Source organism: Sorangiineae bacterium MSr11954, from assembly GCA_037157815.1.
GTDB classification, from domain to species: Bacteria; Myxococcota_A; Polyangia; order Polyangiales; family Polyangiaceae; genus Pendulispora; species Pendulispora albinea.
This window is the reverse complement of sequence record CP089984.1, coordinates 3775011-3788965: the sequence shown is the minus strand read 5'-3', so window position 1 is coordinate 3788965 and position 13955 is coordinate 3775011. Positions and strand designations below refer to the sequence as shown.

The window sequence follows — 13955 nt, the reverse complement described above, 5'->3', positions numbered from 1 at the left end:
GCGGCCCGCAGCACCGACGCGACGCGAGAGGCGCCTAAGGTCGGGCCACGAAAAGCGCCTAGGAGCCGCGCGCCCCTCACCCCATCCGAACGATGCGCCCCCTCCCCCGTCACGGAGCGCGCGTGATCGTAAAGCTCGTCCGACCGCTCGAGGTCGGCGGATCGACGATGACGTCGTTCACCGTCTTGAAGTACCCGCGCGCCTTGCGCGGATCGCCGTCGACATGGAACTCGATGAACAGCGCGCCAAAGCTCCCGGTGTACGTGGTGCCCCAGTAGCTCTTGCTGGCGACGGTGCTGTTCTTCGAACGAATGTCGTGCCCGCCCAAGCTGCTGTCGAAGAAGAAGTGCTTGCCGGGCGCCACGCACAGATCGAACGGACCGCTGCAGGTGGAGTCCACGGTCTGCGCGCTGTCGGCGACGATCGTCTTGCTGCGCGAGTACGTGTGCGAGTGCCCCTGCGCCACGATGGCGCCTTGCTTGCGGCAGTTCTCGTAGACGGTCCAGCCCATCTCGTCGCTCTTGGGCCCCACATTGGTCGCCCGCTGGTTCTTGTGCCAGGAGCAGATCTTCCAGATGTGCTCGTCGCCGGACAAACGCTGATTGATGTAGTCTGCACGCGATGGCGAGGAGGTCTCCTCGTCGCTCACCATGACCACCTTCAACCCCTTGTACACGACCGAATAGTTCTTCTTCGTCGGATCGTTGTTCTCGGGCGGGATGTTCCAGCTCGACATCCGCGTCTTGAGGCCCGAGCCGATCTGGCTCCAGCCGCTGTCGTGATTTCCCTTGGAGGCGAAGTACGGGATCTTCGAGGACGACGTGTTGATCTCGGCGTCGATGGCCGTGAACCACTCCGGCGGGGTCTCCCCGTCGTAGGTCAGATCGCCCTGCACCATCACCAGATCGGCCGCTTCTCGCTTCACCAGCTGGAGCACGGCGCGAAAGTCCTCCCCCGACGCCGTGTCGCCGATGAAGGCGACCTTCAAGTTGGCGTCGGTCGGGATCGTGGCCGCGGCCACCGGTACGTCCGCCTGGAGCGCATCCTCGGAGGGCGGAGCCTGCACGGGCTCCGCCGATTCGGGATCACCGAGCCCGCCACAGGCGGCCAACGCCGATGCCGACGCCACACCCACCGCCAAAAGCCCCCACCCAATACGTTCCCACCCACCATCCCGTAGAACGGAAAGTCGCGTCTTCATGCGAAAAGGCTAAGCGATCCCGGCGCGCCCATGTTGTGCCGGATCGATGTCATCCCGGCAAAATCCTGCCGATTTCCTACCGACTGGGCGAACCGTGGCCCACCCTTGCAACGCGCCCACGAGCCCACGCGCCCACGAGCCCGAAGGCGCCGCGCGCAGCGTTATTTTGCGCCGTCGGTCAGACCCAAAAAGGAAAAGAACTCGCGCGCGGTCTGTGCGGCACGGCCGGCACGCTTGCGCCGCCTTTGCACCTGATTCCACTCGGCGATCTTGGTGTTGTACGCCTCGTGCGCCGCCCAATAGCGTTGCTGAAGCTCGTGAAGGGAGTCGACATCGACCGCGCCATCCATCTCGTAGGGGCACTCGGTGGCCTGAACGATCGTCAGACGGCGGAGTTTTTTCTTCGAGTTGAACTCGGGGTCGAGCGGGTAGATGCGGCACCCGAGCGGGCGGCTCGTGTAGATGGTGCAGCGGTTGTCGTCGCCCAAGTAACGGCATCGACCGTGCTCGTGGCGCAGCACCAGCACGCGCTTGCCCTGCCTCAGCATGGCGAAGGCTTCGGGCTCGTCATCCATGTGGATCGCGTGCCGATCGACGACCTGCGCGATCACGTCGGGCGTGTCGCCCGTGCGCTTTGCGATGCGACGAATGTCATCGTCGGTGAGGGGAAGCAGGGGGTCTTTGCAGCAGTTGCCGCACCCCGTGCAACGGAAATTGAGGTAGCGGGCACCAGGTACGTTTTTCATGCGGCGGCTGTACTCTCGCGGAGAGTGGAGCCTACAACAGAAACGCAGACGGTGGGTGCGTCTCGTTTTCGTTTTCTCCGACGCAACCGAGTCGTGGCCCCCGGCGGTGGCCACGCGCTCACCACGGTCGCGTATGCGCGTCGCGTAAGTCGCGCATGCGCGAAGGTGGTCGGATCGACTCAGGGGTTCGAAGAGGACACCCGAGGCGGGGTCGTCGGTCCTCGCTCCGTTTCGACCTTGCGCATGAAGGCCGCGATTTCGCTATTGAATCGGCCGGCTTGCTCGTAGAACGGCGCGTGCCCGGTGCGCTCGTAGCGCGAGAGCCGCGCGCCCGGGACGAGGGCCGCCGTTTTCTCGGACATGCCGACTTTCACGAGCTTGTCCTCCGTGCCGTGCACCAGCAGCACGGGCACCCGGGTGGCGGCGAGCGCGGGGTCGGTGCCCTCGAGAAAGGAGCGAAATGTGGTGGCCAGCACGTGCCGAGGGACCTGCGCGTTGTAGGCGAGCATGGTCTCGAAGGCCTCGCCCGCCGGCGGGACCGCGAAGCAATCGAGCAAGAAGCGACGGCCGGCCGCGACCCGGGTGGCGAGATCGGGGGAGCCGATCGGGGGCACCCCCGGGAGCTCCGCGCGATCCGCGCGGGTCACGGCGTCGACGAAGACGATCCCCGAGAGCCGCCCGTCGCCATGGGCCGCGAGGTAATTGACGATGACACCGCCCCCGAGCGACCAGCCCACCACGACGGGCCGGCTGGGTCCCAGCGCATCGAGCACCGCGGAGAGCTCATCGCCCCAGCGGCGGCCTTCCTCGTAGTAGGCCGCCCCCAAAGGTTTGTCCGAGTCGCCATGCCCGCGCAAATCGTAGGTGACCAAGCGGAAATCGCGCGCGAGCTCGCTCGACGTCTGGCGCCCCCACGAGAGATGGCTCTGCGCCAAACCGTGCACGAAGACGATGGGGGTCCCCTTCGAATGACCCCACGTCTGCACGGCGATGGTGAGACCGTCCGGGGTCCGGACGGTGCTCGGCGTGTAAGGCAGCGTGGCGGGCAGCGCATCCCGAGCTCCGGTCGCCGGCGCGCCCGCATCGCCGACGGTCGCGGACGCGAGGGACGCGGAGGGCGCGGAGGACGCGGAGGACGCGGAGGACGCGAAAGATGCGGAGGCGCCGGTCGCGGCCGCCGGCGGAGCTGCCGGTGAGGCTGCGCCTTCGGGGTGGGCGCACGCGAGCGCCGAGAGGGCCAAGGCGATGAAGAACCACGGGCGCGGCCGAGCGTGCGCCATGCGAACCGAGAGCATGAGGCTCCTTTTCGCCCGCCGGTCGAGCGGGCTTGGTGCGGGTGCGGGGAGGCTGGTTTGCAATCCCCGAGCACTCAGATAAACCGTGGTGCATCATGACGCCAATCGATACGAATCATCATGATCATTGATTACAATCATCTCGCCCGCCTGGACTTGAACCTGCTGGTCGCCTTCGACGCGCTCCTGACGGAGCAGCACGTCACGCGCGCGGCCTCGCGGCTGGGCATCGGTCAGTCGGCGATGAGCCACAACCTCGGGCGGCTGCGAAAGCTCTTTCGGGACGATCTGTTCGTGCGCTCGGAGTCGGGCATGCAGCCGACCCCCCGCGCCCGCGCGCTGGCGTTGCACGTGCGCGCGGCCCTCTCCGAGGTGCAAGCCACCCTACGGCCCGACGGTGCGTTCGATCCGGCCCGCGCCGAGCGTCGCTTTCGCTTGGGCATCCGCGACGATCTGGAGGTGGCCATGGTTCCGCCCCTCCTGGCCTACATCGCGCGCGCGGCGCCGGGGGTGAGCCTCGACGTGCAGCAGCTCGACCCCGAGCGCCTGCTCGAGAGCATCGACGACGACCGCCTCGATCTCGCCGTGGGCGTCTTCCACCAAGGCCGCACGCACCACAAACGCCGGGTGCTCTGCCGCAGCGACGGTTTTCTCTGCCTCTTTCCGCGCGCGGCCCACGATCCCGCCGAGCGCCTGACCATCGCCCACTACGCGTCGCTCCCCCATGTGCGCGTCTCCACGCGCGCCGAGTGCGAAGCCGCCATCGACGCCGCCCTCGCCAAACGACGCTACCAGCGCCGCATCCTCCTCGATACGCCCCACGCCATCAGCGTCCCCTTCGTTCTGCAGCAGCTGCGCGCCATGGCCACCTTGCCCCGCCGCACCGCCCTCGTCGCCGCCGCATCCCTCGGCCTCGCGACGGCCAACGTTCCCTTTCCGCTCAATGGCTATTCCATCGCCATGCTCTGGCACGCCTCCTACGACCAAGACGCCGCCCACCGCTGGCTGCGCGACACCGCCATGCGCATCGCCGGCGAGCTCGATGCGGCGCCCCCCGCTACGGCGGCAACGGGTGCTCGATGAAGAACGACCAAAGAACCTTGGCGGCATCGATGGTGTGCGTCGTCGCGCCGGGGCCACTCGAAACGGTCGCCCCGGGCCAGGTGTGGCCACCCCCGGCGATGCGGTAGTGCTCGACGGCCGAGCCGCCGGCGCAGCCCGACCAGCGCTCCGCGGTGATGTCGGCCTGGCTCATGAAGACGGTGGGCCCTCGGGTGCAACCATCGCGCTCCGCCCACCCGCGAAGCCATGTGCCGATGGGCGGCACGCCCTTCTTGGCGTTGCCCTCGTACGCGATCACCGGGTCCTCCGTTCCGTGGAGCTCCAGCACGGGAACGGGTCGCGAGGGCTGGCACGGCGGGCTTGGCGGATAATACGCACCGGCCACCGGCGCGACGGCCGCGATGCGATCGGCCATCCGGCACGCCAAGAGGGCCGCGAAGCCGCCGCCGTTGGATTTGCCCGTCGCGTACACGCGTTTGGGATCCACCGCGCGGGTGCGCTGCAGGTGCTCCAAGAGATCGCGCACGAACTGCACATCGTCGGCCCCGGCCGCATACGGTGCGCCTTGCCAACTGCGCTTGTCCGCTTCGTCCTTGCTGGGCTCACCTTGGGGGTAACCGACGATGGCGGGGAGGCCATCGAGCCCGGCGTAGCTCTGGATTTTGCGCGCGCTCTCGCCCCGCCCATGAAAGGCAAGCACCACGGGAAGAGGCCGGCCCGCGCGATCGTCCGCCGGCAGGTGCAGCCGATAATGCCGCCGCAGCCCACCCGAAACGAGGGTCTCGTACGCGGTGTCCGCCGCCGCGTCCTCCCCCGCATCCCCCGCTCCTTCCGCGCTCCCCGCGGCGGCGCCCTTTCCCGCGGGCCCCGGAGGCGGCGGCTTCGAGCCGGAGCATGACAGCATCGTCGAAAGAACGACGCCGCCCAGGGCGACCACCGTTTCGCGCTTCGGGGCATATCGCATCATCGCAGCGATGGATGATGGCACATCCCGGCATGGGACTCGAGCACGCCTTGGCCTGAGCTTCCCAGCGGAGTCCCATGGGCATGATGGGAACAGGCATTTGCCATATGACACGAATGCCCACTTGGCGCGATGGGCTGCTTGCCGCAAACGACGACTCCGTAAATGGTTGACCGTTTCGAACGGCACCGCCTGCCAAACAAAAGACGAAAGCGGCAGTTGATTGTTCGACTTCGGACAATATAGTCGGAAGATGCAAACACGATATCTTCTTGCCATTTTCGCGGGCGCCCTCGGAGGCCTCCACGTCGACGCATCGGCAGCCGCCCGCGAGGATCGCGCCCGGACCTTCGAGCTATCCTCGACCATCGTCCAGGAAGAGAACATCGATTTCGGTCAGCCGGGGCCCACCCCGGGCGACGCATATGCTTACAGCGAAAACCTCACGTCGCCCGACGGCAAACCCGTTGGAACGGCCGGCGCCTTCTGCACCGACGTTCGCATCGACGATGCGGCGCGCACCATCACCGTAAACTGCAACCTCACCGCCGATCTCGGTGACGGACAAATCGCCGCGCAGGGCCTGGCGACCATCACGTTCGGCGAGCTCGCCGGCACCTTCACGATCCCCATCACCGGCGGCAGCGGCGCCTACTCGAACGTGGGCGGTCAGCTCACCGTCCGCAAACGCGACGCACGCCATTCGCGCATGATATTCCAGATTGCGCGCGGCTAGCGCCGGGTGGCGCGGTGCACGCGCGCCCGCGATCATGGCCGGCAAGCGCATCCCACGCGGCAGCGGCCCCCGGGCATTCGCGCATGACATTCCAGATGACGCGCAACTAGCGCCGGGCGGCGCGGCGCCCGCGGTCATTGCCGGCAAACGCATCTCACGCCGCACCGGCCTCCACCCGCCACGATGGCGGCCTCGGCGCTCGGCGAGAGCCCCGTGCGCAGACCCGTGCAGACCTCGTGGCGCGCCGTACGATCGCGGGCCCATCCCCGCCCGCGACGCGGCCCGCGGTCGAAGGTACATTGACCATTGCTCATGGCGTCCGACCTGCGACGATGCGGCCCCCCCGTGAGCCTCGTACCGACCCTGCGCCACCCCCACGATCGCGCGATCGTGCGCCTCGCGATCCCGGCATTTGGAGCGTTGGTCGCCGAGCCGCTCTTCCTGCTCGCCGATTCGGCCATCGTGGGCCACTTGGGCACGGCGCAGCAAGCAGGGCTGGGCATCGCCGGCCAGGCTCTGGCGACCATCGCGGGCAGCTGCGTCTTTCTCGCCTATGGCACGACCTCGTCGGTGGCGCGGCAACTGGGCGCGGGCAATCGGGCGCGCGCGCTCCGCCAAGGCATCGACGGCATCGGGTTGGCCCTGGCCATCGGCGCCGCGCTCATCGTGCTCGGGTGGCCGCTCGCCCCATGGATCGTCCGCGCATTCGGGGCCTCGGCGACGGCGACCCCGCACGCCGAAATTTACCTTCGGATTAGCCTCCTCGGGCTCCCCGGGATGCTGGTCGTGATGGCCGGCACCGGCGTGCTGCGAGGGCTGCAAGACACCCGCACGCCGCTCTACGTCTCGGTGGCCGCCTCGGTCGTGAACCTCGCGCTCAACGCCCTGTTCGTGCTGGTGCTCGGCTGGGGGATCGCCGGCTCCGCGTGGGGCACGGTGCTCGCGCAGGTGGGCAGCGCGGTGGCCTATCTGGCGGTGGTCGTGCGGGGGGTGCGGGCCCACGGGGTGCCGCTCTGGCCCGATCTCGCCGGGGTGCGGGCCGCGGCCACCGCCGGGTTCGCGTTGATCCTTCGCACGGTGAGCATTCAGGCCGTCCTCGTTCTCGCAACGTCCGTGGCGGCGCACACCGGCAATGCGGAGGCAGCCGCGTATACGGTGGGCTCCCGCATTTGGATGTTCCTGGCCTTGGCCCTCGATGCCATCGCCATCGCGGCGCAATCGATCACGGGTCGCTACCTGGGGGCGTCCGACGTGGCCGGCACCCGGGCCGCGACGCGACGTATGATCGAGTGGGGCATCGCCAGCGGGATCGTCTTCGGGCTGGTCGTGTTCGTCACCCGGTCCTGGATTCCGGATGCGTTCACACACGATCCCGATGTGCGAGGCTTGCTCGCCGCCTCGCTAGTGGTCATCGCCTGCATGCAACCCATCGCGGGCGCCGCGTTCGTCCTCGATGGTGTCCTGATTGGCGCAGGCGATCAGCGCTATTTGGCATTGGCCCAGACCGTCGCGCTCATCGTCTTTCTGCCCGCCGCATGGTGGCTCTTCGCCCGCGGCGGCAGCCTCGTGCAGCTCTGGCTCGCCATCGCCCTATGGCTCACCGTACGCCTGGTGGCCTTTGCGCTACGTGCCCGCGGCAGCTCCTGGCTGGTCACCGGAGCCTCCCGCTGAGCGACGTTTCGGGCGGCCATCGACGATGACCGACACCCCGCGTCCAGGCGCCAGAAAGAGCCCCTTGCGCGCGATGGGCTCGTCCGGGCCGGGCTCGAGGCGAAGCTCGGTGCGCGAAATCACCTGGGCGAGCAGGAGCTTCATCTCGTGAAGCGCAAAGCTCGCCCCCAAGCACCGGCGAACGCCGCCGCCAAAGGGAAAGAACTCGTAGGGGTTCGTCTTGGTACCGAGGAAGCGCTCGGGCCGAAAGCGCTCCGGCTCCGGCCACACGTCCGGACGGCGATGCGTCAGGTAGACGCACGGTGTCACATAGCTGCCGGCAGGGATCTCGTATTTCCCAATCGTGAGCGGCTGCTGCAGAATGCGAATGATGATGGGCGCCACCGGTGTAAGGCGCATCGTCTCTTTGATGAAGGCATCCAAATAGGGAAGCTCGCAAATGCGATGACCCCAAGCTTCGTCGTCGGCCGGTACGTGATTGACCTCGGCCCGAAGTTTGCCGAGCACCCCCGGCTGTTTGAGCAGATGATAAAAGGCCCATGAGAGCGCAGTGGCCGTGGTGTCGTGCCCTGCAATGAACAGCGTGATGAGCTGATCGTGCAGCTCCGCGTCGCTCATGCCGCGGCCGTCCTCGCCTTTGGCATCGAGAAAGGTCGATAACACATCATCACCGCGATACGGCGAGGCGCGGCGACGTGTGATCTCTCCGTACACCATCGCGTCGATACCATGTTTGGCGCGCAAGATGGCCCCGCCCGGAAGAATGCGCGTGATATCGCGTTCTCCAAGAGGTCCGAGGGACACGCGCGCTGGACTCCGCGTGAGCCATGCGGTGAGCTGCTCGGAGGGCAACATGGCAAAGAGCGCATGGAAGAGCGGGCTCTCGGTCTGCTTGACCAGCTCCGCGACCAGCGATCGAAAGGGCTCGTAAAATTCCCGCTCCTGCGGACCGAAGAGAATACCGAGGATGATGTCGAACGTGAGCCGATGCATCTCCTCGTGCATGGAAAAGGGCCTTCCCACGGGCCATCGGCGGATGGCCTCATCGGTCCGCGCGCGCATGGATCCATAATAGGTGCGAAGGCGCTCGCTATGAAATGGCGGCATGACCATCCGGCGGGCGCGGAGATGCGATTTGCCATCGAGGCTGAGGACCGAGCTCTGTCCAAACAAGAATCCCATGAGATTCGTATTGGCTTCGCCGGCCGACACCTCGTCGGAGCTCGCAAGAAAAACGCGTTTGATGTCCTCTGGATGACTAACGAACACGCTGGGTGGATAGGAACCAAAGCGCGCTGTAAATGTATCGCCGAATTGCCGGTGACAGCGATCCAGGAAGGATCCGGGATTGAACATCCACCAAAAAAGTTGCGCGCGGCGCGGCCACGCCGGCCCGTTGGGCAGTGTTGCCATCGCAAAGATCCTTTCGCAAAAAGCGGATAGGGACCCTCACTATAAGGGCGCACCATCGAGATGCGAGGGATCGGGTCGCGAATTCGCCAGGATGATGGCGGTGGCTCCATCCATCGGTGTGAAGATGTCATCACCCCCCCAGCAGGTTGGTGCTAGCTTGCCGGCCATGCGCAAAGCTTGGCTCGCCCTTGGAATCCTCGTCGCCTGTCACCCCGCCGAACCGTCCAAAACGGCAGGTCCCGTCGCACCGTCCGACGCGGCATCGTCTCCCGCGCCGGCCGCGTCCGCGGTGCGCCCGCTCACGCAGCGCTATTTGGACGGCCTCTTTCGGGCCAAGCCGCACCTTGCCACCTTCATGGGCGATCATCGCTTCGATGGCGCGCTGCCGGATCTGAGCGCCGCCGCGCTGGCGCGCAGGCAGGAGGAGCTGGTCGGTCTGCAGGCGGAGCTCTCCCGAGCGCCCAAAACGAGCCTGGACGATCGCATCGACGGGGCCATCCTCGCCGATGGAATCGCCCTCGAGCTTTTGTACCTCCGCGAAATTCGTGATTGGGAGTGGGACCCCCGGATCAACGATTCGTTTCCTAATTACGATCCGCGCGAGGTCATCGCCGGCCGGCTCTCCGACATCATCCACGGCGATTTTGCCCCGGAGGACGCGCGCCGAGCCAGCGTGACCGCCGAGCTGCTCGCGCTCCCGCGCTTTCTTTCCCAGATGCGCGAGGCGCTCGCCCACCCCTCGGGCAAACGACGGACGCCCAAGGTTTACCGGGAGCACGCGATCAAGGAGAACCTCGGGCGCATCGAGTTCTTCGAATCCGAGGTGAAGGAGTTCACCAAGAACGATCGCGAAGCCGAGTCGGCGCGCGCGGGCGCGGTGGAGGCGCTCAAGAAGTACCAGGCGTTCATGGAGAAGGAGCTCTCGGCCGTGGCCGATGGCGATTGGCGACTTGGAAAAGAGCTCTACGAAAAGAAGTTTCCGCTCGCCCTTCAAACCGATCGGCCGCCCTCGCAGGTCTTGGCCGCGGCGGAGAGCTCCTTTCGTGCGACCCGCGCCGAGCTGCTCGAGGTAGCCAAGAAGCTCCACCTGCAGCTCTGGCCCAAGGAGCCCCTGGCCGCCAAGAGCAGCCCCGAGGCGGATACGGCGATCATCGACAAGGTCAAGAACGAGCTCGCCAAGAACCACGCCGCGCCCGACGAGCTGGTGGCGGCGCACGGTCGCAACCTCGATCGCATGCGCGCCTTCATCGAAAAGAACGACCTTCTCGGGCTGCCCCCGAAGGAGACCTTGATCGTCTCCCCCATGCCGATGTTCAAACGGGGCTCGGTCGCGGCCGAGTACTTGGCGCCCGGCGTCCTCGATCGAAAGCCGACCTGGCATGCCACGTACTACGTCGACCCCATCGATCCCACATGGGCCAAAGATCGGGTCGAGTCCTACCTGCGCGGTCAGAACGACTACGATGTGCAGTTGGTGGCCATGCACGAGGCCTATCCAGGGCACCACACGCAGTACTTCTATTCGAAGAAGAACCTCAATCCCCTGCGCGCCGTCCTCTGGAACGCGGCGATGGTCGAAGGTTGGGCGGTGTACGCCGAGGGGCTGATGGTGAAGCTGGGGTGGGGCGAAGCGTCGAACGACCGCTATCGCTTTTACGACCTTCGGGGCCAGATGATCGCCTGCACCAACGCCATCCTGGACATGAAGCTCCAGTCGGGCCAAATGAGCGATGAGGAGGCCGTGCGCTTCATGGTGAAGGAGGGCTTCCAAGAGCCGGCCATGGCGGAGAAGAAGCTTCTGCGCGCCAAGCTGGACTCCACCCAGCTCGTTCAATACTTCCTCGGCCTCGACGAGGTCCGCGCACTGGAAAACGATTACCGCACCCAAAAGGGCGCGGCGTTCCGCCAGCGGGCGTTCAACGAGGGGCTCATCGGCCACGGCTCGATTGCCGTCAAGTTTCTGCGGCGTTATCTGCTCGAAGGGACCTGAAGGCCCGGTTCGAAGGCAATCGCCGCGGCGGGTGCGCCGCGGCGGGGGTGCGCCCTCCCCTCGCCCCTTGATCGCGCGCAGCGGCGCGCGCCAGGGTCATTCGTGGAGAGGCGGACGCCGCGACGGTGTCCGATTCGCCTTGGAGATCGAGGGGCGGCGGCGCGCCGACGGAATCTTGGGTGCGCGGCCATTTTACGCGCCCGGCAAAACGAGGGCCGGTGGATGGGACGTCGGAATGTCATACCACCGTCACCTCATTGCCATATTGTCGCTCCTGGTGTATCGACCTATCGATGGTGGGTCCCCGCCTTGGCCGGGTCCGCGCATGGGTGCGTGCGTGGATCCCAACGAGCTTTTGGATCGCGGCGTTCGTCCAGACGGTGTTTCTGATCGCCCTGGCGGCCAGCGATGGGTACGACGTTGCGCGCAGCGGTGAGGGACTCCGCGTCGTCCTCACGTATGCCACGGTATTTGCCCTCTTCGGGCCCATTCACCTGCTCGTGCGCTCGCAGCGCTGGGCATGGCGCATCACCGCCCTCGTGTACGTGCTCTTCGTCGCGTTTCACTTTGCGCACTTCGAGACCACGGGCTCGTTCGACTACGGCTTCGTGCATGCCAACGTCCGCGAGCTTGCCACACCGCTTGGCCGGCGCATCGTCCTTGCAAACGTGCGCCCGTGGGAGATCGCCGTTTTCCTTCTGGTCCCCCTTACGTTCATGGCTGCGTTCATGCGCTGGCCTGCCCGACCGTGGCGCGGCACCGAACGCGCGCGCCGCGTGGCGCTGGGCGTGTACGCGCTGCTCTTAATCGGTGCGCCGATGGCGCGCATTCGTACACACGAGCCGCTGACGGACTTCGCCATCTCGGCGTTTCGCTTTCATGCGGTGCGGCGCGCCGCCGCCGCCACCCTCCCGGGCGCGGAATTTCCCTTGGTTCACGAGTCGATCCCGAGCGCCCGCGCCCGCGCGATCGCGGGCGTTGGTGCGGCTGCGGGTGCTGCCGCCGATGGCGCGCGGCCCCACGTTCTTCTCCTCTTCCTCGAGTCGTGGAGCGCGCAGTACGCGGACAAGGCGCGGCCCGATGGCCGCAAGTTCACCCCCTTCTTCGACCAATGGAGACGCGAGGGGCTCACCTTCGATCACTTTTACGGCAACTCCGTGCAGAGCAGCCGCGGACACTTCGCCACGCTCTGCTCGATGATCCCGATGGTGCACGCGAAAGAGTTCGTGGATATCCCGAACACCCGCGTCCATTGCCTCCCGAAGGTGCTCGGCGAGCATGGCTACGCCACATCGTTCCACTCCGCGAGCGACGAGCCGGACTTCGACTCCGCGGCCAAATACCTTACGCAAATTGGCTTCGACGACGTCCGCTTCGCACAGGAGCACACAGTTTCGCAGGATCCCGCGTTCTGGGGCGTGGGGCTCCAGGACGACGTCTTCTACGAGCGCTTCTTCGAGAGCCTCGACGCCAAGGTGGCGCGCGAGCCGGGCAAGCCGCAGTTTGCGGTGCTCGCCAACGCGTCGCACCACTACCCCTTCGACAAGAACCCGAAGCACGTCCCCGATCCGGAGGACGACGGCAAGTCCAGCAAGTACCGGCGCAACTACACGGCGTCGCTCACGGCGGCCGATACATGGCTGAACACGTTCTTCGAAGCGCTCGACCGAAGGCCCGCCTTCCGCGACGCCATCGTCATCCTGGTGGGGGATCATAGCTTCCCGGCGGACGAGCACGGGATCCACTTCAATGGCCTGGGCTCCTTCGAGGAGGCGTTTCGCATCGGCTTTGCGCTGCACTGGCGCGGGCACGTGGCGCCGCACGTGATCACCGATCGGGCAGCCTCGCAGATCGACCTGGCGCCGACCATCGTCGATCTGCTCCAGATCCGCGCGCCGACGCATTTTGCGGGGCGCTCGCTGGTCGCCGACGACGATCCGCGGCCCCCCGTTCCGCTGGTGCAGCCCTACGACGGGGTGCAGCTCGCCGCCGTGCAGTGGCCGTTCAAGCTGGCCGTGCACGAGTCGGCCGAGCAGGAGCACCTCTACAACCTGGCGCAGGATCCCGACGAGGAGAACGATCTCATGGGCCAAGAGGCCTTTGCCCGCGAGGTGGCGACCCTCCGTCAAACCATCGTCCGCATCCACGCCAGCGAGGCCCTGTTGCTCGCCGATCGCGTCTGGCCGCTTCATCCCTAGCTCGTCGCACGCCGGCGAGGCTTATCGGCGTTTCTTGTGCTTGGCGCGTGGAGCGTGGGGGAGCGGCTGAACCGCGAGCTCGAACGCGGTGGCGAGCTCGCACGCATACGCATCGACGTCCGTCTCGGGCCGCAGGGCCAGCTCGCGGGGCACCGCCTCGAGGGCCCCCATCAAGGTCACCGCCATCGTGCGGGGTGAGAACGCACGAAACGCGCGCGCCTCTTGCCCCTTTTGGAACATCTCCTCGAGCTCCGAGAGGCCCGTCTCCTGCGTGCGCGCGAGCTCCTTGGCCACCTCGGGATCCTCGGCGTTCGACGAGAGTTGGAGCAGCGCCAGCATCTCGGGCCGGTGCCCCGCGCAGTAGTGCACGAAGGCCTCGATCATGGCGCGCAACGCGGCGACGTAGCCGCTCGCGCCCTCGGCGCGCGCGGACATGGCCCGGTCCATCGTGGTGGTGATGTGCACGATCACCTGCTCGAGCAGCTCGCCCTTGGTGCTGAAGTGATAACTGATGAGCCCCGGGCTGATGGCCGCGCGCTCGGCGATGCGCACGAAAGACGCCTTGGCATACCCGACTTCGGCGATGGTCGCGATCGCGGCTTCCACCAGCTGATCGCGCCGGGCGGCCTCGATGAACGAAGGCGTACTTTTGTTGCGTGACCTAATTTTTGGTTGCATG

General features: G+C 66.7%; 11 protein-coding genes. 5 read left to right on the top strand and 6 right to left on the bottom strand.

All coding sequences use genetic code 11. The features are described from left to right. Window positions 1–109: 109 nt before the first annotated feature. From LZC94_15065 to LZC94_15055, 3 genes are all read right to left on the bottom strand, one after another. Window positions 110–1201, bottom strand: coding sequence for a metallophosphoesterase (locus LZC94_15065; GenBank protein ID WXB18548.1), 1092 nt, complete (start codon window positions 1199–1201; stop codon window positions 110–112). A gap of 161 nt (window positions 1202–1362) precedes the next feature. Then, complete coding sequence (locus LZC94_15060) at window positions 1363–1947, bottom strand: YkgJ family cysteine cluster protein (protein ID WXB18547.1); 585 nt, start codon at window positions 1945–1947, stop codon at window positions 1363–1365. 179 nt (window positions 1948–2126) lie between these two features. Further along, window positions 2127–3242: an alpha/beta hydrolase gene (locus LZC94_15055; protein ID WXB18546.1), complete on the bottom strand. Its 1116-nt coding sequence runs from the start codon at window positions 3240–3242 to the stop codon at window positions 2127–2129. Window positions 3243–3362: 120 nt separating this feature from the next. Between LZC94_15055 and LZC94_15050 the strand changes: the two genes are divergently transcribed. Further along, window positions 3363–4325, top strand: coding sequence for a LysR family transcriptional regulator (locus LZC94_15050; GenBank protein WXB18545.1), 963 nt, complete (start codon window positions 3363–3365; stop codon window positions 4323–4325). Here the strand turns inward: LZC94_15050 and LZC94_15045 are convergent. Next, complete coding sequence (locus tag LZC94_15045) at window positions 4300–5271, bottom strand: dienelactone hydrolase family protein (protein ID WXB18544.1); 972 nt, start codon at window positions 5269–5271, stop codon at window positions 4300–4302. The two genes, LZC94_15050 and LZC94_15045, sit on opposite strands and share 26 nt — an antisense overlap. Window positions 5272–5521: 250 nt before the next feature. Here LZC94_15045 and LZC94_15040 point away from each other — a divergent pair, with 250 nt between their 5' ends. Both LZC94_15040 and LZC94_15035 read left to right on the top strand, forming a co-directional pair. Beyond that, entirely contained in the window at window positions 5522–6004 is a 483-nt protein-coding gene (locus tag LZC94_15040; GenBank protein WXB18543.1) for a hypothetical protein, read from the top strand. A 345-nt stretch (window positions 6005–6349) separates the two neighbouring features. Then, window positions 6350–7675, top strand: coding sequence for an MATE family efflux transporter (locus LZC94_15035; protein WXB18542.1), 1326 nt, complete (start codon window positions 6350–6352; stop codon window positions 7673–7675). Here LZC94_15035 and LZC94_15030 read toward each other — a convergent pair. Continuing rightward, window positions 7628–9031 carry a cytochrome P450 gene (locus tag LZC94_15030; GenBank protein WXB20195.1) on the bottom strand — a complete coding sequence of 468 codons (1404 nt, stop codon included), beginning with the start codon at window positions 9029–9031 and terminating at the stop codon, window positions 7628–7630. The two genes, LZC94_15035 and LZC94_15030, sit on opposite strands and share 48 nt — an antisense overlap. A 223-nt stretch (window positions 9032–9254) precedes the next feature. On the opposite strand from LZC94_15030, the gene LZC94_15025 reads away from it, so the two are divergent. Both LZC94_15025 and LZC94_15020 read left to right on the top strand, forming a co-directional pair. Beyond that, complete coding sequence (locus LZC94_15025; protein ID WXB18541.1) at window positions 9255–11078, top strand: DUF885 domain-containing protein; 1824 nt, start codon at window positions 9255–9257, stop codon at window positions 11076–11078. A gap of 293 nt (window positions 11079–11371) precedes the next feature. After that, window positions 11372–13276, top strand: coding sequence for a sulfatase-like hydrolase/transferase (locus tag LZC94_15020; protein ID WXB18540.1), 1905 nt, complete (start codon window positions 11372–11374; stop codon window positions 13274–13276). Window positions 13277–13297: 21 nt separating this feature from the next. Here the strand turns inward: LZC94_15020 and LZC94_15015 are convergent, their stop codons facing one another. Next, complete coding sequence (locus LZC94_15015) at window positions 13298–13954, bottom strand: TetR family transcriptional regulator (GenBank protein WXB18539.1); 657 nt, start codon at window positions 13952–13954, stop codon at window positions 13298–13300. Window position 13955: the final 1 nt, after the last annotated feature.

Bases quoted from the DNA above. Each gene is read 5' to 3' on its own strand.
- LZC94_15045 (WXB18544.1), bottom strand. From the start codon at position 5,271: ATGATGCGATATGCCCCGAAGCGCGAAACGGTGGTCGCCCTGGGCGGC.
- LZC94_15060 (WXB18547.1), bottom strand. From the start codon at position 1,947: ATGAAAAACGTACCTGGTGCCCGCTACCTCAATTTCCGTTGCACGGGG.
- LZC94_15055 (WXB18546.1), bottom strand. From the start codon at position 3,242: ATGCTCTCGGTTCGCATGGCGCACGCTCGGCCGCGCCCGTGGTTCTTC.
- LZC94_15040 (WXB18543.1), top strand. From the start codon at position 5,522: ATGCAAACACGATATCTTCTTGCCATTTTCGCGGGCGCCCTCGGAGGC.
- LZC94_15015 (WXB18539.1), bottom strand. From the start codon at position 13,954: ATGCAACCAAAAATTAGGTCACGCAACAAAAGTACGCCTTCGTTCATC.
- LZC94_15030 (WXB20195.1), bottom strand. From the start codon at position 9,031: ATGTTCAATCCCGGATCCTTCCTGGATCGCTGTCACCGGCAATTCGGC.
- LZC94_15065 (WXB18548.1), bottom strand. From the start codon at position 1,201: ATGAAGACGCGACTTTCCGTTCTACGGGATGGTGGGTGGGAACGTATT.
- LZC94_15050 (WXB18545.1), top strand. From the start codon at position 3,363: ATGATCATTGATTACAATCATCTCGCCCGCCTGGACTTGAACCTGCTG.
- LZC94_15020 (WXB18540.1), top strand. From the start codon at position 11,372: ATGGTGGGTCCCCGCCTTGGCCGGGTCCGCGCATGGGTGCGTGCGTGG.
- LZC94_15025 (WXB18541.1), top strand. From the start codon at position 9,255: ATGCGCAAAGCTTGGCTCGCCCTTGGAATCCTCGTCGCCTGTCACCCC.